At 71.3% G+C, this 19,788-nt stretch carries 18 protein-coding genes and 1 tRNA gene; 9 read left to right on the forward strand and 10 right to left on the reverse strand.

All coding sequences use genetic code 11. The features are described from left to right. Positions 1 to 90: 90 nt before the first annotated feature. Positions 91 to 930: a sulfurtransferase gene (locus AC1DIW_RS04960; protein WP_478106670.1), complete on the reverse strand. Its 840-nt coding sequence runs from the start codon at positions 928 to 930 to the stop codon at positions 91 to 93. Positions 931 to 955: 25 nt separating this feature from the next. Between AC1DIW_RS04960 and AC1DIW_RS04965 the strand changes: the two genes are divergently transcribed. Together AC1DIW_RS04965 and dusB are read left to right on the forward strand one after the other, a co-directional pair. Continuing rightward, on the forward strand, positions 956 to 1,684 hold the full coding sequence (locus tag AC1DIW_RS04965; RefSeq protein WP_442280936.1) for an alpha/beta fold hydrolase: 729 nt from the start codon (positions 956 to 958) through the stop codon (positions 1,682 to 1,684). A gap of 30 nt (positions 1,685 to 1,714) precedes the next feature. Continuing rightward, complete coding sequence (dusB, locus tag AC1DIW_RS04970) at positions 1,715 to 2,923, forward strand: tRNA dihydrouridine synthase DusB (protein ID WP_442280987.1); 1,209 nt, start codon at positions 1,715 to 1,717, stop codon at positions 2,921 to 2,923. Between the two features lie 3 nt (positions 2,924 to 2,926). On the opposite strand, the gene AC1DIW_RS04975 is transcribed toward dusB, so the two are convergent. Beyond that, positions 2,927 to 3,628: a hypothetical protein gene (locus AC1DIW_RS04975; RefSeq protein ID WP_478106671.1), complete on the reverse strand. Its 702-nt coding sequence runs from the start codon at positions 3,626 to 3,628 to the stop codon at positions 2,927 to 2,929. Between the two features lie 45 nt (positions 3,629 to 3,673). On the opposite strand from AC1DIW_RS04975, the gene AC1DIW_RS04980 reads away from it, so the two are divergent. Beyond that, complete coding sequence (locus tag AC1DIW_RS04980) at positions 3,674 to 4,312, forward strand: YdeI/OmpD-associated family protein (protein ID WP_478106672.1); 639 nt, start codon at positions 3,674 to 3,676, stop codon at positions 4,310 to 4,312. A 24-nt stretch (positions 4,313 to 4,336) separates the two neighbouring features. Here AC1DIW_RS04980 and AC1DIW_RS04985 read toward each other — a convergent pair whose 3' ends face one another. Further along, positions 4,337 to 4,468, reverse strand: a complete 132-nt coding sequence (locus tag AC1DIW_RS04985) for a hypothetical protein (RefSeq protein ID WP_020142547.1) — start codon at positions 4,466 to 4,468, stop codon at positions 4,337 to 4,339. A 101-nt stretch (positions 4,469 to 4,569) separates the two neighbouring features. On the opposite strand from AC1DIW_RS04985, the gene AC1DIW_RS04990 reads away from it, so the two are divergent. From AC1DIW_RS04990 to AC1DIW_RS05005, 4 genes are all read left to right on the forward strand, one after another. Beyond that, positions 4,570 to 5,799, forward strand: a complete 1,230-nt coding sequence (locus AC1DIW_RS04990; protein ID WP_478106673.1) for a deoxyguanosinetriphosphate triphosphohydrolase — start codon at positions 4,570 to 4,572, stop codon at positions 5,797 to 5,799. A 51-nt stretch (positions 5,800 to 5,850) separates the two neighbouring features. Further along, the gene (dnaG, locus tag AC1DIW_RS04995; protein WP_478106674.1) at positions 5,851 to 7,821 is read left to right on the forward strand and encodes a DNA primase; all 1,971 of its coding nucleotides are present in this window, start codon (positions 5,851 to 5,853) and stop codon (positions 7,819 to 7,821) included. Further along, complete coding sequence (locus tag AC1DIW_RS05000; protein WP_478106675.1) at positions 7,821 to 8,339, forward strand: hypothetical protein; 519 nt, start codon at positions 7,821 to 7,823, stop codon at positions 8,337 to 8,339. The genes dnaG and AC1DIW_RS05000 overlap by 1 nt, the downstream gene beginning before the upstream one ends. A 107-nt stretch (positions 8,340 to 8,446) precedes the next feature. Further along, a tRNA-Asn gene (locus AC1DIW_RS05005) sits at positions 8,447 to 8,519 on the forward strand. 86 nt (positions 8,520 to 8,605) lie between these two features. On the opposite strand, the gene AC1DIW_RS05010 is transcribed toward AC1DIW_RS05005, so the two are convergent. The 5 genes from AC1DIW_RS05010 to AC1DIW_RS05030 all read right to left on the reverse strand — a co-directional run bounded on the left by AC1DIW_RS05010 (position 8,606) and on the right by AC1DIW_RS05030 (position 13,510). Further along, complete coding sequence (locus tag AC1DIW_RS05010; protein ID WP_442280942.1) at positions 8,606 to 9,535, reverse strand: amino acid ABC transporter permease; 930 nt, start codon at positions 9,533 to 9,535, stop codon at positions 8,606 to 8,608. Next, the gene (locus AC1DIW_RS05015) at positions 9,532 to 10,209 is read right to left on the reverse strand and encodes an amino acid ABC transporter permease (RefSeq protein WP_478106676.1); all 678 of its coding nucleotides are present in this window, start codon (positions 10,207 to 10,209) and stop codon (positions 9,532 to 9,534) included. Before AC1DIW_RS05015 ends, AC1DIW_RS05010 begins: the two co-directional genes overlap by 4 nt. Before the next feature lie 89 nt (positions 10,210 to 10,298). Continuing rightward, positions 10,299 to 11,132, reverse strand: a complete 834-nt coding sequence (locus AC1DIW_RS05020; protein ID WP_442280944.1) for a glutamate ABC transporter substrate-binding protein — start codon at positions 11,130 to 11,132, stop codon at positions 10,299 to 10,301. A gap of 85 nt (positions 11,133 to 11,217) precedes the next feature. After that, on the reverse strand, positions 11,218 to 11,946 hold the full coding sequence (locus tag AC1DIW_RS05025) for an amino acid ABC transporter ATP-binding protein (protein WP_442280988.1): 729 nt from the start codon (positions 11,944 to 11,946) through the stop codon (positions 11,218 to 11,220). A 235-nt stretch (positions 11,947 to 12,181) separates the two neighbouring features. Then, a complete protein-coding gene (locus AC1DIW_RS05030) occupies positions 12,182 to 13,510 on the reverse strand; it encodes a M23 family metallopeptidase (RefSeq protein WP_478106714.1) in 1,329 nt (442 codons plus the stop codon). 431 nt (positions 13,511 to 13,941) lie between these two features. On the opposite strand from AC1DIW_RS05030, the gene AC1DIW_RS05035 reads away from it, so the two are divergent. Both AC1DIW_RS05035 and AC1DIW_RS05040 read left to right on the forward strand, forming a co-directional pair. Then, on the forward strand, positions 13,942 to 15,354 hold the full coding sequence (locus AC1DIW_RS05035; RefSeq protein WP_478106677.1) for an MFS transporter: 1,413 nt from the start codon (positions 13,942 to 13,944) through the stop codon (positions 15,352 to 15,354). Positions 15,355 to 15,434: 80 nt separating this feature from the next. Further along, a complete protein-coding gene (locus AC1DIW_RS05040; protein WP_478106678.1) occupies positions 15,435 to 16,385 on the forward strand; it encodes an alpha/beta fold hydrolase in 951 nt (316 codons plus the stop codon). A gap of 61 nt (positions 16,386 to 16,446) precedes the next feature. Here AC1DIW_RS05040 and AC1DIW_RS05045 read toward each other — a convergent pair whose 3' ends face one another. Next, positions 16,447 to 18,267 carry an AMP-dependent synthetase/ligase gene (locus AC1DIW_RS05045; protein WP_478106679.1) on the reverse strand — a complete coding sequence of 607 codons (1,821 nt, stop codon included), beginning with the start codon at positions 18,265 to 18,267 and terminating at the stop codon, positions 16,447 to 16,449. Then, positions 18,251 to 19,669, reverse strand: coding sequence for a wax ester/triacylglycerol synthase family O-acyltransferase (locus tag AC1DIW_RS05050; protein ID WP_478106680.1), 1,419 nt, complete (start codon positions 19,667 to 19,669; stop codon positions 18,251 to 18,253). Before AC1DIW_RS05050 ends, AC1DIW_RS05045 begins: the two co-directional genes overlap by 17 nt. Positions 19,670 to 19,788 lie beyond the last annotated feature (119 nt).

The raw sequence follows: 19,788 nt of genomic DNA on the forward strand, positions 1-19,788 counted from the left end.
AGCAGGATCCGATAGGCGAGCTCCCGGACAGATCCGGCCGGGCCTCGGAAGCTGCTCCGTTTTGGGGAGCAGGTTGCGAGGGGCAGCGGGTCAGCCGGGCTGCGGCCCGGTCGCGACCGGGCGCGACGGGTCACGGATCCACTCGCTCCACGAACCGGGGTAGAGCACCGAGTCGACGCCGAGCACGGCCAGCGCGAGCATCTCGTGGGCCGCGGTGACGCCGGACCCGCAGTAGACGCCGACGGGCCCGGCCTGGGCGTCCCTGCCGACCGTCACTCGCTTCCAGACCTCCGCGAGGTCGCGCCGCAACGTGCCGTCCTCGGCGAGCCAGGCTGCTGTGGGGCTGTTGACCGCCCCCGGGACGTGGCCGGCGACGGGGTCGATCGGCTCGGTCTCGCCGGCGTAGCGCTCGGGCGCGCGGGCGTCGAGGAGCAGGCCGTCGCGCGCCAGCCGTGCCGCGCCCGCAGCATCGAGCGTCGGCAGTTGCCCCGGACGCACCTCGAAGTCGCCGTGCCGGTCGGCGGCATCCTCGGTCGAGACGGGCAGTCTGGCGGCGACCCAGGCGGCATACCCGCCGTCGAGCACGCGCACGTCCGGGACCCCGGCCCAGCGCAGCACCCACCAGGCCCGCGCGGCGGCATACGACTCCCGACCGTCGTAGGCGACGACGCGGCTGTGCTCGGTGATGCCGCAGCGACGCAGCCAACGCTCGAGGACGGCCGGCTCGGGCAGCGGGTGCCGCCCGCCGTCGCCGGGGGGAGCGGCCAGCTCGGTGTCCAGGTCGACGAAGAACGCGCCCGGCACGTGGCCGGCGTCGTAATCCTCCCGACCCGCGGGGGAGTTCGCCGTCGTCAGCGCCCAGCGGACGTCGAGCACGACGACGTCCTCGATCTCGTGGGCGAGCTCCGCGGCGGTGATGAGGTGGGTCACCGGGCCATCGTGGCATCCTCGCCGTGTGCGTGCTCACCTGGTCCTCGTGCACGGGTCGCGCCTGTCGAGCGCCCAGTGGGCACCGCAGGTCCCGCTCCTGCGTGACGAGGTCGACCTGACGCTGGTCGACCTCCCCGGTCACGGGCGGCGCGCCGAGGAGGAGTTCACCCTCGCCCGCTGCGTCGAGGTCATCGACGAAGCCGTTCGCGCCGTCCCGGCCGGCACCCCGGTCGTGCTCGTCGGCCACTCCCTGGGCGGCTACGCCGCGATGGCGTATGCCGCAGCCCACCAGGATGCCCTCGCCGGGCTCGTCCTCGCGGGCGCGAGCGCCACCCCCACCGGCCCCGGCGCCGCGCTGTACCGCGGGGTGGCGGCACTGACCGACTGGCTCGGGCCCGAGCGCATGACCCGGATCAACGACCGCGTCCTGCGCCGGCTCTACCCGGCCGAGCGCATCGACCCGGTCATCGCCGGCGGCTACTACTTCGACCAGACCCCCGCCGCATGGCGCGAGGTCATGACGCACTGCCGGCCGTCGATGCTGCACGCGGTGCGCTGCCCCGTGCTGCTGCTCAACGGGCAGTTCGACCAGTTCCGCGTCGGTGCCCGGGCCTACCTGCGCGCCTGTCCCGGCGCCCGTGCCGAGATCGTCAGGCGGGCGAGCCACTTCGCCAACCTCGACCAGCCGGAGGCCTTCGCCCAGGCGGTCCTGCGCTTCGCGCAGCGGGTCGTCGATTCGGCGCCTCGGGCCTGATCGGGGACAATCGGGTCCGTGACCGACGTGATGAGCCCTCCCGTCCAGGAGACCGGAGCCGTGCTGCCCCCGCTGCACATCGGTCGTCACGTCATCGAGTCGCCGGTCGTCCTCGCCCCGATGGCCGGCATCACGAACCGCGCCTTCCGGCGGCTGTGCCGTGAGTACGGCAACGAGGGCACCGCGATCGGCGGCGCCAGCGGCTCGACGAGCCTCTACGTCAGCGAGATGATCACCTCGCGCGCGCTCGTCGAGCGCACTCCCGAGTCGATGCGCCTCATCGAGCACGACCCCGACGAGAACCCCCGCTCCATCCAGCTCTACAGCGTCGACCCGGCGACGGCACGGGCGGCCGCGCGGATGCTCGTCACCGAGGACCGCGCCGACCACATCGACCTCAACTTCGGCTGCCCCGTGCCCAAGGTCACCCGCAAGGGCGGCGGCTCGGCCCTGCCGTGGAAGAAGGACCTCTTCAAGGCCATCGTCGGCGCCGTCGTCGAGGAGGGTGCCAGGCGCGACATCCCCGTCACCGTCAAGATGCGCAAGGGCATCGACGACGAGCACCTCACCTTCCTCGACGCCGGCCTGGCCGCCGAGGCGGAGGGTGTCGCCGCGGTCGCGCTGCACGGCCGGACCGCGGCGCAGGCCTACTCCGGCACCGCCGACTGGAGCGCCATCCGGATGCTCAAGGAGACCGTGACGAGCATCCCCGTCCTCGGCAACGGGGACATCTGGTCCGCGGAAGACGCCCTGCGCATGGTCCGCGAGACCGGCTGCGACGGCGTCGTCGTCGGCCGAGGCTGCCTCGGGCGCCCGTGGCTCTTCACCGACCTCGCGGCAGCCTTCGCCGGCACCTCGGCGCGGGTGACGCCGACCCTCGGGGAGGTCGCCGACACGCTTCGGACGCACACGGCATACCTCAGCGACTTCTACGGCGAGGAGGAGCGCGCCTGCCGAGACATCCGCAAGCACATCGCCTGGTACCTCAAGGGATTCCCCGCGGGGTCGACCATCCGCAACTCGCTCGCGCTCGTCGACTCGATGGCGGCGCTGGACGCGCTGCTCGCCTCTCTCGACCCTGACGAGCCCTGGCCCGGCGAGGCCGCGGAGGGCCAGCGCGGACGCGCCGGGTCATCCCGAACCGTGGCGCTGCCCGACCGCTGGCTCGAGTCGCGCGAGCTGTCCGAGGAGCACCGCCGCACCATCGCCGAGGCGGAGCTGTCGGTCAGCGGCGGCTGAGGCTCACTTCAGCCAGACGTTGAGCGGCCCGATCCGCTCGCACCCGGCCGCGACCGCGGCGTCGACGCTCGCACCGGCCTCCCACCCCACCAGGGGTATGCCGCCCGCGACCTCGCGCGCGGCCGCTGCGCCCGCAGCCCACGCCCTCTCCACGTCCCCGTCGCGGGAGAAGAGGTTGCCGAGCCCGGCGACCTCGCCCGTGACGTTGACGATGGCGCCCGCGACGACCGGGGACGCCGGGTCGTCGGACGCCCGGGTGCCGAGGACGTGGACGCCCGGTTCGCCAAGCAGCGACGGGCGCAGGATGGCCTCCGCGTCCGGGTCGCTCGCCCACGCGCGCACCCAGTCGGCCATCTCGCGAAGGGTCGTGAACCGCTGCCACGCGCTGCCCGTCCCCGGAGTCGGCACCGAGGGGTCGAGCCACACCCACTCGCCCACGACGATGCGAGCGAAGTCCTCCATCGACAGGTCCAGGCGGGCCCACGAGTCCTTGACCGAGCAGCCGTCCGAGTCGTCCACCCGTGCCAGCACGTCGTACTCCCCGGCCTCGGGAGAGAGGGTCACGGCGTCGGGGTAGTAGGGGGGTGTGCGCGTCGACGCGGTCCAGGCCACCTCATCGGTCGTGCACGAGACCCCGTGCGAGCGCGCCACGGCGTCACACCAGAGGGCGTTGTTGCGGGCGGCGAGGGCGATGCGATCGGTCACGTCGTCGATCCTCCCAGCGTCGGCGGTCACTGGCAGGATCGGGTCATGCGTGAGGGTGGTTCCGCGGAGCGGCCGGCGATCTTCTTCGACGACGCCGAGGACTTCCGGGCCTGGCTCGAGGCCAACCATGAGAGCGCCACCGAGCTGTGGATGGGCCTCCACAAGAAGCACGTCGAGGACCGGGGGCTCCAGTGGGCTGAGGCCGTGCGCGAGGCGCTGTGCTTCGGCTGGATCGACTCCATGTCCCAGCGCATCGACGAGGACGCCGTGCGCCAGCGGTGGACGCCGCGCAAGCCGGGCAGCAACTGGAGCACGGTCAACATCAACGCCGTGGCCGAGCTCACGGCGGCAGGGCGGATGCGTCCTGCCGGGCTGGCCGCGTTCGCCAGGCGGCGTGAGGACCGCTCGGGCGTCTACGCCTACGAGAACCGCGAGCGCACCTGGCCCGACCACTACGAGGCGATGCTGCGCGCCGACGAGCGCGCGTCGGCCTTTTGGGACGGGGCCACGCCGTCCTACCGCAAGGTCGCGACGAACTGGGTGCTGACGGCCAAGCAGGAGGCGACACGCGACAAGCGCATGGCCGAGCTCGTCGAGGACTGCGCCAACCTGCGCCTCATCAGGATGCAGCGCTACGGCACCGAGCCGGCCTGGGTGCGGCGCATGCAGACCGAGCTCGGCTGAGCCGACGTCAGGGTCGGATGAGGGTCAGCGCTTGGCCTTCGGGGGAATGATCTCGGTGTGGTCCTTGGCCGCGGACTTGGCGTGCTTGTCGGCACGCTTCTCCTTGAGCGATCTGGCCTTCGTGGACATGTGGGACTTCGGTGACTTGTCGCCCATGGCGCGCTCCTGAGGTTGGAAGCCTGAGCGGCTCCATGACTCAGTATGCGCCCAGGGTGCGGTGCCACGGTGGCCTGCGTCTTGCCGCATAGAGTTCCGATGTGGGCTACGAGGTGCGGGACCGGGAGCGCTGGGTCGCGGAGGACCCTGCGCAGAAACGGGCCGACCGCGACGACTTCGCCCGCGACCGGGCGCGGGTGGTCCACTCGTCCTCCCTGCGCCGCCTCGCCGCCAAGACCCAGGTCCTCGCGCCGGGCCACGACGACTTCGTCCGCAACCGCCTGACGCACTCGCTCGAGGTCGCGCAGATCGGGCGCGAGTTCGGCGCAGCCCTCGGCTGCAACGCGGACGTCGTCGACACCGCGTGCCTGGCCCACGACCTCGGCCACCCACCGTTCGGGCACAACGGAGAGACCGTCCTCGACGAGATCGCTTCTGGCATCGGCGGATTCGAGGGCAACGCGCAGACCCTGCGCCTGCTCACCCGACTCGAGGCCAAGCGCGCGCACCCCGACGGCACGTCCGCCGGACTCAACCTGACGAGGGCGAGTCTCGACGCGACGACGAAGTACCCGTGGGGGCGCGGCGACGGGCCGGACGGGACGCGGAAGTTCGGCGTCTACCCCTCCGACCAGCCCGTCTTCGACTGGATCCGCGAGAGTGCCGAACCGCGAGCCCGGTGCCTCGAGGCCGAGGTCATGGACTGGTCCGACGACGTCGCCTACTCCGTCCACGACGTCGAGGACGCCATCGCCTCGGGCTGGATCGACCCGCGCGTGCTCCACTCCCGCGACATGGCCGACGTCATCGACGTCGCGGGTCGCACCTACGCCCCCGACCTCGGGGCCGACGCGCTGGGGGGCGCGCTGGAACGCGTCCTCGCCTCGGGCGCGGTGCCCACGGCATATGACGGCTCACGGGGTGACCTCGCCCGCCTCAAGGACATGACGAGCCGGCTCATCGGGCACTTCGTCCTCGTCGTCGAGCAGGCCACGCGCGAACGGCACGGCCCGGGGGAGCTGTGCCGATTCGAGGCCGACCTCGTCGTGCCCGACGACACGCGCGCCGAGTGCGCGGTCCTCAAGGCCCTGGCCAACCACTTCGTGATGACCACCGACGAGCGGCTCGCGGTCATGGCGGGCCAGCGGGACGTCGTGCGTGCCGTCGTCGAGGCGTATGCCGTCCAGCCCGAGGAGCGCCTCGACGTGGCCTTCCGCGCCGACCACGCCGCGGCTGCCGACGACGGCGAGCGGCTCCGGGTCGTCGTCGACCAGGTGGCCTCGCTGACCGACGTGCGGGCCCTCGCCCTCCACAGCCAGTGGTGCCGGTGACGAGTCCCAGCTGGGCGAGCACCTAGAATCACGGGCAGCGACAGGAGGCAGATGGCGGGGTTGATCAACAGCGAGGACATCGCGGCGGTCAAGGCGCGGTCGTCCATCGAGGACGTCGTGCGCGAGCACGTGACGCTGCGCTCCGCCGGTCCGGGGTCGCTCAAGGGCCTGTGTCCCTTCCACGACGAGAAGACGCCGTCCTTCAACATCCGTCCCGCCGTCGGCGCCTGGCACTGTTTCGGCTGCGGTGAGGGCGGGGACGTCATCTCCTTCATCCAGAAGGTCGACCATCTCAGCTTCTCCGAGGCCGTGGAGCGGCTGGCCTCCAAGCTCGGGATGGAGCTGCGCTACGAGGACGGCGCGCGACCGCGCGAGGAGGGGCTCGGGCGGCGCAGCCGCCTCATCGAGGCGCACCGGGTCGCCGAGGAGTACTACACCGAGATGCTCCTCGGCAGCCAAGCCGCTCGCACCGCGCGGGACTTCCTCCGCGCCCGCGACTTCAACAGCGAGCACGTCAAGCAGTTCGGCATCGGCTTCGCCCCGCGCGGCGGCGAGGACCTCGTACGGCACCTGCGCGCCAAGGGTTTCACCGACGACGAGCTCGTCACCGGGGGCATCGCGGGCCGTGGCTCGCGCGGGCTCTACGACCGCTTCCGGGGCCGGCTCGTCTGGCCGATCCGTGAGATCACGGGCGACACCGTCGGCTTCGGGGCGCGCCGGATCTTCGACGACGACCGCATCGAGGCGAAGTACCTCAACACCTCCGAGACACCGATCTACAAGAAGTCGACCGTCCTCTACGGCCTCGACCTCGCGAAGAAGAAGATCTCCCAGGGCCGGCAGGCCGTCGTCGTCGAGGGCTACACCGACGTCATGGCCTGCCACCTCGCCGGGGTCGAGACCGCGGTCGCCACGTGCGGCACGGCGTTCGGTGCCGACCACATCAAGACCCTGCGGCGCCTGATGCGCGATGAGGCCGGCCTCGCGCCGGCCAAGGTGATCTTCACCTTCGACGGCGATGCCGCCGGGCAGAAGGCCGCGATGCGGGCCTTCGCCGACGACGAGAAGTGGACCTCCCAGTCCTTCGTCGCCGTCGAGAAGTCGGGCAAGGACCCGTGCGAGCTGCGCCAGGCCGGCGGTGACCCGGCGGTGCAGGCGCTGATCGAGGACGCCGTGCCGATGTTCGAGTTCGCGGTGCGCACGACGATCAAGCGCTTCGACGTCGCGACGGCGGAGGGACGCATCCAGGCCGTCCGCGCCGTGGCGCCCATCATCGCCTCCATCCGCGACCAGTCGCTCCGCCCCGAGTACACCCGCGAGGTCTCCGGCATGCTCGGGCTCGACGTCGAGCAGGTCGCGACCGAGGTCTCCCGGGCGGGCAAGATCAAGGTCGAGGAGGACGCTCGCGCCGACCGCAACGGCGGTGACGCCCGGAGCGGTCGGGACGGCCGTGGCGGTCGTGGCGGTCGTGACGGTCGCGACGACGGCGAGCCGAGCGCGGCGGAGACCGCCGGGGTCATGCCGGTACCCGACCGGCGCGACCCCGTGGTGCACGCCGAGCGGCAGCTGCTCCAGGTGCTGCTCCAGTTCCCCGCGGTCTTCAAGCCCGGCGCCATCGACCTGCTGACGCCCGACGCCTTCTCGGCCCCGGCACACCGTGCGGTCTTCGACGGCATCCGCATCGCCCACCACACCGGTGACAAGGCCAACGCCCGGGCGTGGACGTCAGCCGTCACCGAGGCTGCTCCCGCGCCCGTCGCGGGCTTCGTCAGCGAGCTCGCCGTGGACACGCTGCCCACGCGGATGGACCCCAACACCGGGCTGCCGACGTCGCGCTACGTCGACGAGCTCTTCGCCCGGGTGCGCACCATCGCCCTGACGCGCCGGATCGCCGACGCGATGAGCGAGATGCGCCGTCTCGACCACGCGGAGACCCCGGCACCCGACCGCACCCGCGAGCTCGGCATGCAGCTGCAGACCCTCCAGCGCGAGCTGGCGACGATCAAGGCGGGAATGGGCTGATGGCACTCTTCGAGCGGCGGCGCCGACCGGCGCTGCCTGCGGATGTTCGGGCGGCCGTGCCGCTCGAGAGCGGGGAGCGGCTGCTCGCTTGGGCGCGTGACGAGGTGAGCGGCGCGCACGTCGTCGCGACCACCCACCACCTGGCCCTCGTCGACGCCGGCGGTGGTCTCGTCTGGAGCCGCCCGTGGCACGAGGCGGAGTCCGGCACCTGGCAGGGGGAGTCGTCCGAGCTCACGGTGACGTGGGTCGACCGCGGCGCGCCGGAGCGGTGGCGACTGACGGAGCCCTCACTCCTCCAGCAGGCCTTGCGCGAGCGGCTCCAGGCCAGCGTCGTGCTCGCCGACGAGTTCCGCACCGCAGGGCGCCGCACGGTGCGCGTCGTGATCCGTCAGGACCTCGCCAGCGGCGACCTGCTCGAGCAGACCATCCCGGGCAAGGGGGCCGACCTCAGCGACCCGCTGGTGGCCCGTGAGGCGGCGCAACGGATGGCCCGTCTGCGCTCCGAGGTGGGTCGGTGACAACCGTCGCCGCCGGGTCTGCGTCGACCCGGGAGCCGGCCGACGGGGAGCTCGCGACCCCGATTTAGTGCTGGCCCAGTCCCTTTGCTATGGTTTCCCAGCAGCATTCCCCTGTAGCTCAATTGGCAGAGCAGCCGGCTGTTAACCGGCAGGTTATTGGTTCGAGTCCAATCGGGGGAGCCCAAGAAAGGGGCCCGTCACCAGTGGTGACGGGGCCCCTTTCCGTATGCCCTCGCGCTGAGTGGGAGGACGTCTGCGGCTTTCGGTCAGCGGCTCGCCGCGTCGCCGGTGTAGACGCCTGTGCCGCCGATGCCGTCGGTGGGGGTGTCCACCGTGCCGGCGCCCGTGACACCGGTCGCGGGGCCGCCCCGGCGACGACCACGGCCGCGGCGGTTGAGGCGGCGCTCGACCCGGCCGGCGACGACCGTTAGGCCGTAGTTCAGCAGGATGAAGATGACCGCGACGAGGATGTAGGCCGCGATCGTGTTGCTGTAGGCCGTGCCGATGTCCTTGGCCGCCTGGAGCAGCTCCGGGTAGAGCACGGCGGTGCCGAGGGCGCTGTCCTTGAGGATCACGACCAGCTGGCCCACCAGGGCCGGCAGCATTGCTGTCAGAGCCTGCGGCAGCTGGATGGAGCGAAGCGTCTGGCCCTGCGTCAGGCCGATCGAGAGACCCGCCTCAGCCTGTCCCTTGGGCAGCCCGAAGACCCCGGACCGGACCAGCTCCGCGATGACGGAGCCGTTGTAGAGCGTCAGACCCGTCACGACGGCGGCGAGCGGGTTGAGGTCGTTGGTGAAGACGCCGTTGTCGGAGTAGTAGCGGTAGGTGAAGTACATCATCAGCAGCACCGGGACCGAACGGAAGAACTCGACGACGACACCGCATACCCAGCGCACCGCTCGCACGGGCGAGAGGCGACCGAGACCGAAGACGAGCCCGAAGGCGATCGCGAGCACGATGGAGATCGCGGAGGCGATGAGCGTGTGGATCAGGCCCGGGATGAGGTAGGCGGTCCACACGTCGGCCGTGAAGAGTGAGGTCCACATCGAGGGCTCGAGCTGACCCTGCGCGGCGAACTTCCACAGGACGAGCGCGACCCCGCCCGCAGCAAGGATGAACCCGACGACGGTCAGGATCGCGTGGCGACGCCGGGCCCGTGGCCCGGGCGCGTCGAAGAGGACGTTCTGGGCACTCATCGCTTCACCGCCAGGCGCCGCGACAGGGACGTGAACAGCATCCCGACAGGCAGCGTCAGGATGACGAAGCCCATCGCGAAGATGAGGAAGACACCGAGGCTCGCCGTCTCGTTCTCGATGATCTCGCTCATCAGCAGCGAGGCCTCGGCGACGCCGATGACGGACGCGACCGTGGTGTTCTTCGTCAGGGCGATCAGCACCGAGCCGAGCGGCGCGATGGATCCTCGGAAAGCCTGGGGGAGGATCACCTCGCGCAGGCTCTGCGTGAACGTCAGCCCGATCGACCGAGCGGCCTCGGCCTGCCCGACCGGCACGGTGTTGACACCGCTGCGCAGTGCCTCGCAGACGAAGGCGGCGTGGTAGACGGAGAGCCCGACGATCGCCCAGCGGACGTTGTTGTCGACGATCGACGTCGGGGACTTCGGGTCGGCCAGGTTGATCTGCAGGATGTAGAGCACACCCAGTGAGCAGAAGACGAGGATGAGGGTCAACGGCGTGTTGCGCACCGTGTTGACGTAGAAGGTGCCCAGGCGGCGCAGGATCGCGATGGGAGACACCCGCATCACGGCGAGGACCGTGCCGATCACCAAAGCCCCGATCGCGGAGAAGATGGTGAGCCTGATGGTCATCCAGAACGCGCCGAAGATCGCGTACTTGTCGAAGAGGTCGAGCACTGCGCCCCTTTTCGCGGGTGATTGACACCGTTACCGGGTCGTGCGATCACCCTCGGTGACCGCACGACCCGATGAGCCGGCTGGGGTGGTCAGGAACAGGCAGCCGGCGTCGGCGGGTTGCCGGGGCCCGGCTTGTAGTTGGCCGGTCCCAGGTTGTTCGCGATGGCCTTGTCGAGCGAGCCGTCGCTCTGCATCTTCTTGATCGCGTCGGTGATCTTCTGGCAGAGGGCCGTGTCGCCCTTCTTGAGGCCGATGCCGTAGTTCTCGGTCGAGAACGGCTTGCCGACGAGCTTGAACTTGCCCTTGTTCTCGGGCTGCGCGGCGAAGCCGGCGAGGATCGCGTCGTCCGTCGTCAGGGCGTCGACGCCCCCGGTGGCCAGCGCCGGCAGGCACTCGGAGTAGGTGGCGAACTCCTGCAGCTGCACGGTCTGGGCGAACTTGTCCTTGACCTTCTGCGCGGACGTCGAGCCCTTGACCGAGCAGAGCTTCTTGCCGTTGAGGCTGTCGGGACCGGTGATGGAGGTGTCGTCGGCGCGGACGAGGAGGTCCTGGCCGGCCACGAAGTAGGGGCCCGCGAAGGAGACCTTCTCCTTGCGCTTGTCGGTGATGGAGTACGTCGCGACGATGAACTTGACCTGACCCGTCGAGATGAGGTCCTCGCGCTGCGCGCTCGGGGCCTGGACCCACGTGATCTTGTCCTCGGGGGTGCCGAGCTCCTTGGCGACGTACTTGGCGACGTCGATGTCCATGCCGGTGTAGTCCGTGCCCTTCTTGAGGCCGAGGCCGGGCTGGTCGAACTTGATGCCGATCTTGATGCCGTCGGCGCCTCCGCTGCCGCTCCCGCTGTTGCCGGAGCCGCACGCGGCGAGCGTGAGCGCCAACGTCGCAGCCGCCGCAACGGCTCCGAGTCGTCGTGCCTTCATGTGAGTTCCTCCTGAGTGGTTGCAGCGGCGCGGTGCGCGCCGCTCCCTGTCGTTCGCCGTAGCTGGTTCAGATGGTTCAGCTGGTTCAGTGGGTGAGGATCTTGCCGAGGAAGTCCTTGGCGCGGTCGCTCCTGGGGTTGGTGAAGAACTCCTGGGGCGTGCCCACCTCGACGATCTGGCCGTCGGCCATGAAGACGACACGGTCGGCCGCCTTGCGGGCGAAGCCCATCTCGTGGGTCACGACGATCATCGTCATGCCCTCCTTGGCCAGGCCCACCATGACGTCGAGGACCTCGTTGACCATCTCCGGGTCGAGCGCCGACGTCGGCTCGTCGAAGAGCATGACCTTCGGTCCCATGGCCAGGGACCGGGCGATGGCGACGCGCTGCTGCTGGCCGCCGGAGAGCTGCGCGGGGTACTTGTCGGCCTGCGCCTCGACGCCCACGCGCTTGAGCAGCGCAGTCGCCTGCTGGTCGGCGTCGGACTTCGACTTCTTGCGCACCTTGATCGGCCCGAGCGTCACGTTCTCGCGAATCGTCTTGTGGGCGAAGAGGTTGAAGGACTGGAAGACCATCCCCACGTCGGCGCGCAGCTGTGCGAGCGGCTTGCCCTCCTCGGGGAGCGCCTTGCCGTCGATCGAGATGGTGCCGGACTCGATCGTCTCGAGCCGGTTGATGGCACGGCACAGCGTCGACTTGCCCGAGCCGGACGGTCCGAGGACGACGACCACCTCGCCCTTGCCGACCGTGAGGTTGATGTCGCGCAGAACGTGCAGCTCGCCGAAGTGCTTGTTCACCCCGTCGATGACGACCATGGGGTCACGAGGCGTGTCCGGGGTGCGGTCGCTCGGCGCCGCGGTGTCGGGTTTCACGTCGTCCATCCGGGAAACCTATCGGCTCCGGCGGCCGGCAAGCACACTCCGCGCCGAGCGTGCCCGAATCGTGAGGCGTCCGTCCGGGACACCACGAGCCGGCGGGGAGTGTCAGGAAATCAACATATCGGGCGCGCCTGCCCGAGGGGTGGCCATCTCGGTCAGGCGCAGCGCGCGGCTAGCTCGCAGTCAGGGAAGTCGTGCCGGAGCCCGCGGACGAGCTGCTCGATGGGCTCGATGGAGCGGCTGACGGTGTGGTCGGTGCATCGGTCGTGGTCGTGGTCGTGGTCGTGGTGGTGGTCGTGCCGGTCGCCGGATCGGTCGTCGTGCTCGGCGGCGTCGTCGTGGTCGGCGGGACGCTCGTGGTCGGCGGATCGGTCGTGGTCGGCGGCACCGACGTCGTGGTCGGCGGGACCGTCGTGGTGGTCGGCGGGACCGTCGTGGTGGTCGGTGACGGCGCGGTGCTGGTGGGGGTGGGCGTCGACGTGGTCGGACCGGGCGTACTGGTCGTCGTCGATGGTGTCGCCGTCGTCGGCGTGCCGCTGGGCGTCGTCGGTCCGGACGTGGTCGGTGTCGTGGTCGGCGGCCGGCCGCCCGTGCTGGTGGGCCCCGAGGGGATCACGCTGGCGTCGGTGATCGGGACGTCGCCGTCGGCCACGGTGTCGACGAGACGGCTGGCCGGGTCGAACACGAGGTGCGGCACGGCGGCATACGGCACGGAAGCTGCGTCTGAAGGCGGGAAGCCGAGGTACGGGGCGGGGTCGACATAGCGATCGTTGACGATGACGTCGAAGTGCAGGTGGCAGCCGGTCGACCAGCCGGTCGTGCCGCTGAGGCCGATGACCTGCCCCTGCTTGACGACCTGGCCCTCCGTGACGAGGAACGCGGACTGGTGACCGTAGGCGGTCTTCAGTGTCGGGCTGTGCTGGATGATCGTGCGTCCGCCCCACGAGGCGGAGACCCGGGCATAGACCACGACCCCGTCCGCCGCCGCGCGGATCGGGGTGCCGCACGCCGCGGCGAGGTCGATGCCGGTGTGGAACATCGGTCGGCCGAGCAGCGGGTGGATGCGCGGGCCGAAGGGCGAGGTCTCGCCGCCGGGCACGGGGTGGATGAAGAGCGGCCGCCCGATGATCGGGGCCGCGATGGCCTCCGCCGTCGCCGGGGCGAGGCTGATCGAGGGGAACATGAAGAGGCCGCCCCCGATCCCGGCCGTGAACGCAGAGCCTGCAGGGGCGGTCGCGGCGGCGTCGGTGACGTCGGTGACCGCGGTGACGTCGAGCGTCGAGAGCTCGGCTCGTGCCCGGTCCACGGCATCAACGGCCTCCTGCACCGCGGTGGAGGACCCGGCTGCCAGCACGACGGACGCGACCGGTGCCGCCGGGCCGGTGCCGCCGAGGAAGGGCAGCAGCGCGAAGAGCACCAAGATGGCGGCAAAGGGCACGAAACGGCCCTTGACCCGGATGCTCACGACGCGTGGAGCGGTGCGCTCGCCGGCGTCTGTCACCGTCAACTCAGCCCCCCTCGAGCCACTTCTGGTCTCACCGTCGACACTCCTGGGCAAGGTGTCCCCCGACACCGGAGCCCGGACCGACTCGCGCCTCGACGCGCCGGTAGCGTCCACCATAGGTCGGCGGGTTGCGGGCCGGGTCGTTCCGGCAAAACCCGAGGCGACCCGTTGCGGCAATCTTGCGCAAACCCCGGCATTTCGGGACTGCCGATCTTGCAGCCCGCGGGGCACTGTTGTCAGTGCGGGGGAGGAAGACCGACCGAACAGTGGGGACAGGTCGGAGTAGAACCGGTCGGGGGATGACCGGGGTGGGAGTCTGCCGGGGGAGTCGGCGGAACCCGCCCCGGCCAGCGGCACCGGGCCCGTGGGCCGCGCCGAAGGACGACGGACCGGCCCCGACCAGGGCCGGGCGCCCCTAGGCTGAGGGCGTGAACCCGGGGGAACCCCCGCCCGAGCCTGACGACGTCGCGGACGGTCCCACGCCGTCCTTCGCGGAGCTCAAGGTGCTGCTCGCGTTCCGGCCCTTCCGCAACCTGTTCCTGGCCGGGACCTTCTCCAGCTTCGGGGACTGGCTGGCGCTGCTCGGCACGACGGCGCTCGCGGCCGAGCTCGCCCGCGGCGGGGTGGGCGAGTACCTCGCCGTCTCGGGCGTCTTCATCCTGCGCATCGCGCCGGCCGTGCTCCTCGGCCCGCTGGCCGGTGTCGTCGCCGACCGGCTCGACCGGCGCCGCACGATGATCACCGGCGACCTCCTGCGCGGTGCGCTCTTCGTGTCCATCGCGCTCGTCGGGACCCTCTGGTGGATGTACGTCGCGATCGTGGTGATCGAGTGCATCTCGCTCTTCTGGAACCCCGCCAAGGACGCGACAGTGCCCAACCTCGTGCCCCCGGAGCGGCTCGAGATGGCCAACCAGCTGGGACTCGTCGGCAGCTACGGCACCGCGCCGGCCGCGGCCCTCGTCTTCTCGGGGCTGTCGCTGTTCAGTGAGCCCCTGCAGTCCCTGGTCCCCGGCCTCGACCCGGAGGGCGTCCTCCTCGCGCTGTACGTCAACGCCGCGACCTTCCTGGCCAGCGCGTGGATCGTCTGGCGGCTCACGTTCCCGCCCAGGGCGGCGACCGCGACCCTGGCGGGGGAGTCCATCTACCGCACCGTCGCCGACGGCCTGCTCGTCGTGCGGGAGCGGCCCTTCGTCCGGGGGCTCATCGCCGGCATGCTCGGCGCCTTCGCCGGCGGTGGGCTCGTCGTCGGACTCGCGACGCGCTTCGTCGAGGACATGGGCGCCGGCTCGCCCGGCTACGGCATGCTCTTCGTCGCCGTCTTCACCGGCATGGCAGGCGGCATCATCGTGGGGCCGCGCCTGCTCGCCGGGCTGTCCCGGCCGCGGATCTTCAGTGCGGCCCTGACGAGCTCGGGCCTGCTGCTGCTCGCCCTCGCCCTCGTGCCGACCCTGCTGCTCGCGCTGCCCCTCGCGACGGTGCTCGGCGCCCTCATCGGCGTCGGATGGGTGGTCGGCTACACGTTGCTCGGACTCACCGTCGAGGACGAGGTCCGCGGCCGCACCTTCGCGCTGGTCCAGTCGCTCAACGGCGTCGTGCTCGTCCTCGTCCTCGCCGTGGCGCCGCTCCTCGCGGCGGCCTTCGATGCCGTGCTGTCCCTCCCGCGCACCGTCACCGTCGGGGCGCTGGACCTCAGCTACACGGGCGCCACGGTGACCTACCTGCTGGCCGGGATCGCGATGTCGACCGCCGGGGTGGGGGCATGGCGGGCGATGAACGACCAGCCGGGCGTCTCCCTCGTGAGCGAGTACCGCCTGGTTCGGCGGCGGCGCCGCGCGACCTGACCTCAGACCGCACTGCCGTCGCGTCCATCACATGCGGGCGTCCGGCAGCCACAGCTGTCCGGTCCGGCGAGAATGGGAGCGTGGCCGCGTGGCAGCATGACCTCCTCCCCGAGCCGCCCAGCCCGCCCCCGACGGCGAGGTGGGCACACCTCGACGGCCCGGTGCACTACGTCGACTACGGCGGACCGGAGGGCGGGCCGCTCCTGCTGCTCGTGCACGGTCTCGGCGGTTCCGTCCTCAACTGGGCCGCGGTCGCGCCGACGCTCGCCGAGACGTGCCGGGTCCTGGCGATCGACCTGGTCGGCTTCGGTCGCACGCAGCCGTTGGGGCGCTCGCCGCACATCGACGCCAACCGCGACCTCCTGGCGCGCTTCGTCGACGAGGTCGTCGGCCACCCGGTCATCCTGGTCGGGAACTCGATGGGTGGCCTGCTCGCCATGCTCCTCGCCGACGCCCGCCCCGACCTCGTGAGCGGGCTGGTGCTCGTCGACCCCGCAGTGCCTGTGGGTCCGACGGCTCGCCCCGACCCCCTCGTCACCGTCATGTTCGGGGCGTATGCCGTCCCCGCCGTCGCGCGCGGCTTCCTGGCCCGCCGGCGCTCGCTGCTGTCCGCCGAAGGACAGGCCATGGCCGTGCTCCGGCTCTGCTGCGTCGACACGACGCGGGTGCCGGCGCACGTCGTGCAGCAGCACCTCGAGCTCGCCCGGGAGCGTCAGGACTACCCGGACGTCGACGCCGAGCTCATCGTGGCGGGGCGCTCGCTGATCCTCGTCCTCGCTCGCCGTCGCTGGCTATACGCGCTGATGGAGCGCATCACCGTCCCCGTGCTGCTCCTCCACGGGGCGAGGGACCGGCTCGTCCCCGTCGCCGCGGCGCGAGCGGTGGCGAAACGGAACCCGGAATGGCGCTTCGAGGTCGCTGAGGACGTCGGGCACGTGCCCCAGCTCGAGGCGCCGGGCTGGACCATCGACCGGATCCGTGACTGGCTGGTCGACGAGGGCGCGGTCGCCGTGCTTGCGGCACGGCCCTGAGACTGCCGATCCCGGCACTCACGTGCTCACGTGCTCACGGCACTCACGGCACTCACGGCACTCACGGCGTCCGGGCGACCTGGCCCGCGTAGAGGCGGTCGATCTCGGCGGCATACCGCTCGACGACCACCGCGCGCTTCACCTTGAGCGTCGGCGTGAGCAGACCGGACGCGACGGTGAAGGCCTCCGACAGGACGACGAAGCGCTTGATGCCCTCCGCGTGCGACACAGCGGCGTTCGCGTCGTCCACGGCCGACTGGAGCGCGGCCACCAGCTCGGGGTCCTCGCGGAGGTCCTCGACCGGGGCCTGGTCAGGATGGCCGTGCTCCGCCCGCCACTGCGGCAGCACCTCCGCGTCGAGGGTGAGCAGCGCCGCGACGTACGGGCGACGGTCGCCCACGACGACGCACTGGTCGACCAGCCAGTGGGCACGGAGCCGGTCCTCGAGCACGGCCGGGGCGACGTTCTTGCCGCCGGCCGTCACGATGAGGTCCTTCTTGCGGCCGGTGATCGTCAGGTAGCCGTCGGAGTCGAGCGCGCCGAGGTCACCCGTTCGGAACCACCCGTCGGCGTCGAAGGCCGCTCGCGTGGCCTCGTCGTTGTGCCAGTAGCCCTCGAAGACGACGCCGCCCTTGATGAGGACCTCGCCGTCGTTCGCGATGCGCACGGCGCACCCGGGCACCGGTCGACCCACCGTCCCGATGCGCTGCTGTCCCGGCAGGTTGAGCGTGACGCCGGCGCACGTCTCGGTCAGGCCGTAGCCCTCGAGGGGATTGACGCCGACACCGCGGAAGAAGTGGCCGAGGCGCGTCCCCAACGGGGCCCCGCCGCTGGCGATGAAGTCCACCCGTCCACCGATCGCCGCGCGGAGGCGACCGTAGACGAGGCGGTCGAACAGTGCGTGACGCAGCCTCAGGAGGCGCCCGGGGCCGCCGTGGTCCAGCGACTCGCTGAAGTCGCGGGCCGTGGTCTCGGCCAGGTCGAAGATCCAGCCCTTGCCGTCCGACGCCGCGCGGTGCTTCGCCGTGTTGTAGATCTTCTCGAAGACATAGGGCACGGCGAGGACGACCGACGGCTGGAAGTCCTCGAGCAGGGCGGCGGCCTGCTTGGCGTCGCTGCTGTGGGCGAGGTGCACCCGGTTGTGCACGGCGCACAGCTGGATGGACCGCGCCAGGATGTGGGCGACGGGGATGAAGAGCAGCGTCCTGCTGCGGTCGTTGAAGACGAGCTCCGTGACGTTGTGGCCGGCCAGGACGTTTCGGATCTGGGACAGCAGGTTGGCGTGGGTGATCGCGCAGCCCTTGGGGCGCCCGGTCGTCCCGGACGTGTAGATGATCGTGGCCAGCGACGCGCTCGTCCGTGAGGTGCGCCGGGTCTCGACCTCGGATGGCTCGAGGCCGCGACCTGACGCGGCGAGCGTGTCGAGGTCGGCAGAGTCGAAGCCCCACACCTGCCGGAGGTCGCTCAGGCTGTCTCGAACGGACGCGACGGTGTCGGCGAGGGCCGCGGTCGCGACGAACACCCCAGACGCGCCCGAGTCGCGCAGGATCCACTCCACCTGCCCCGCGGACGACGTCTCGTAGATCGGCACGGTGACCCCGCCAGCGGTCCAGATGGCGAAGTCGCAGACCATCCACTCGAAGCTCGTTCCCGCGAAGATCGCGACCCGGTCGCCCGGGGCGAGGCCCCAGGCCATCAGGCCGCCCGCGAGCTCGGTCACCTGCTCCGCGAGCTGCGCGTGGGTGACCGGCAGCCAGCGTCCACCGACCCGGCGCGAGTAGCCGACCTCGGAGCCGTGCAGCCGCGCGTTGGTCACGACGTCGTCCGTCAGGGTGTCGTGCAGGGCGGGGGTGTAGCAGGCCGGCTCAGCTGTTTCGTGCATGACGCGCCTCGGAACGGTTCGTGGGCGGGGTGAGGGAGACGAGCTCGGTGATCGACTGCTCGATCCCGTCGGAGAGCACGGCGAGGTCGGGGATGGAATCGCGGTCACCGGTGACGCCCCAAGCCAGCCCCCCGGCATACGACGCGATGCCGATCGTGACCCGCAGCTCGGCCCCGAGCGGGATGTAGGGGTAGAGGTCGGTCATCCGGCGCCCCAGCAGGTAGAGCGGTGTCCGCGGCCCGGGGACGTTCGTCGTCACTGTGCTGAAGGTCCGCTGGGGGCTGTGCGCCCACGTCTTGACGCCGAGGGCGAGCAGGCTTCCGGGCAGCAGGTCGGCCGCTCCCAGGAGGGCGTCGACGCCGAGCGCGGTCCCGCTGTTCTTCAGCGCGTCCAGCTGAGTGGTGATGGCATGGAGCCGGTCGAGCGGGTCGTCCAGGCCGATCGGCAGGTCTGCGAAGACGGCGGACACCCGGTTGCCGAGCGTGCCGTGCTCGTCGGCGTGGCGGGTCGAGACGGGCACCATCGTGCGCAGGCTCCGGCCGTCGACCAGCCGGCCCCTGGAGAGCAGGAGCGACCGGAAGCCGCCGGCGACGGCCGCGAGCACGACGTCGTTGACGGTCCCGCCGTGATGGTTCTTCACCGCCTTGACCGCGTCGAGGTCGGCGCGCACCCACCGCCAGTCGCGACGGGGGCCGATCGGGCCGTTGAGCCCGAGCTCGAGGTGCGCGAGCTGCTCGCCGAGGTGGGCCATGCCGACGACCTCCGCCACGCTCGTCGCGAGCGCCTGGGGTCGCAGCGCCCTGGCCAACCGGTCGACCGCCCGGAGCGGGCTCGACGCCAGCTCGACCATGGCGTCCAGCGCCAGCCGAGCCTCCGTCGGCTCGGGCGCGGGCCGCCACGGCGGCGGTGGCGCCTCACGGGGATGGCGGGGCGTGCGGGGGGTCGGCGACAGCAGCACGCTGATGATGTCGCTCCCGGAGATGCCGTCGATCATCGCGTGGTGGTTGGTGTTGACGAGGGCGAAGCGTCCGTCCCGGAGCCCCGTCACGAGCCAGGTGTGCCACAGCGGACGGCGGAGGTCGAGCGGTTGGGAGATGAGACGTACGGCCAGCCGTCGCAGCGCGTCGTCCGTGCCCGGCGGACGCAGCCGTCGGTGTCCCACGTGGTCGTGCAGCCGGAACTTCGGGTCGTCGACCCAGATCGGCAGCGCCAGCCCCAGCGGCACCGACCGCACGTGCTGGCGGTAGCGCGGGAACTGAGGAAGGAGTGCCTCGATGGCGCGGCGCACCTCAGCGTGAGTGGGGGCGGGCCCTTCGAAGACGAGGGCGGATCCGACGTTGAGCTGTTGCACGTCACGTTCGAGGTGCAGGAAGGACGCGTCGAGGGGACTGAGCCGCTGCATACTCGCAGTCTGTGCCGGAGGGCGGGTTCCCCACACCGGCCATTGGTCCCGGCGCTCGGCCTTTTGCCGGGTCATTCGTGCCGGTTGGCGACGAACGACGCCAGACGTCCCGCGCGGTC

It is taken from the genome of Terrabacter sp. 01T434, from assembly GCF_056398545.1.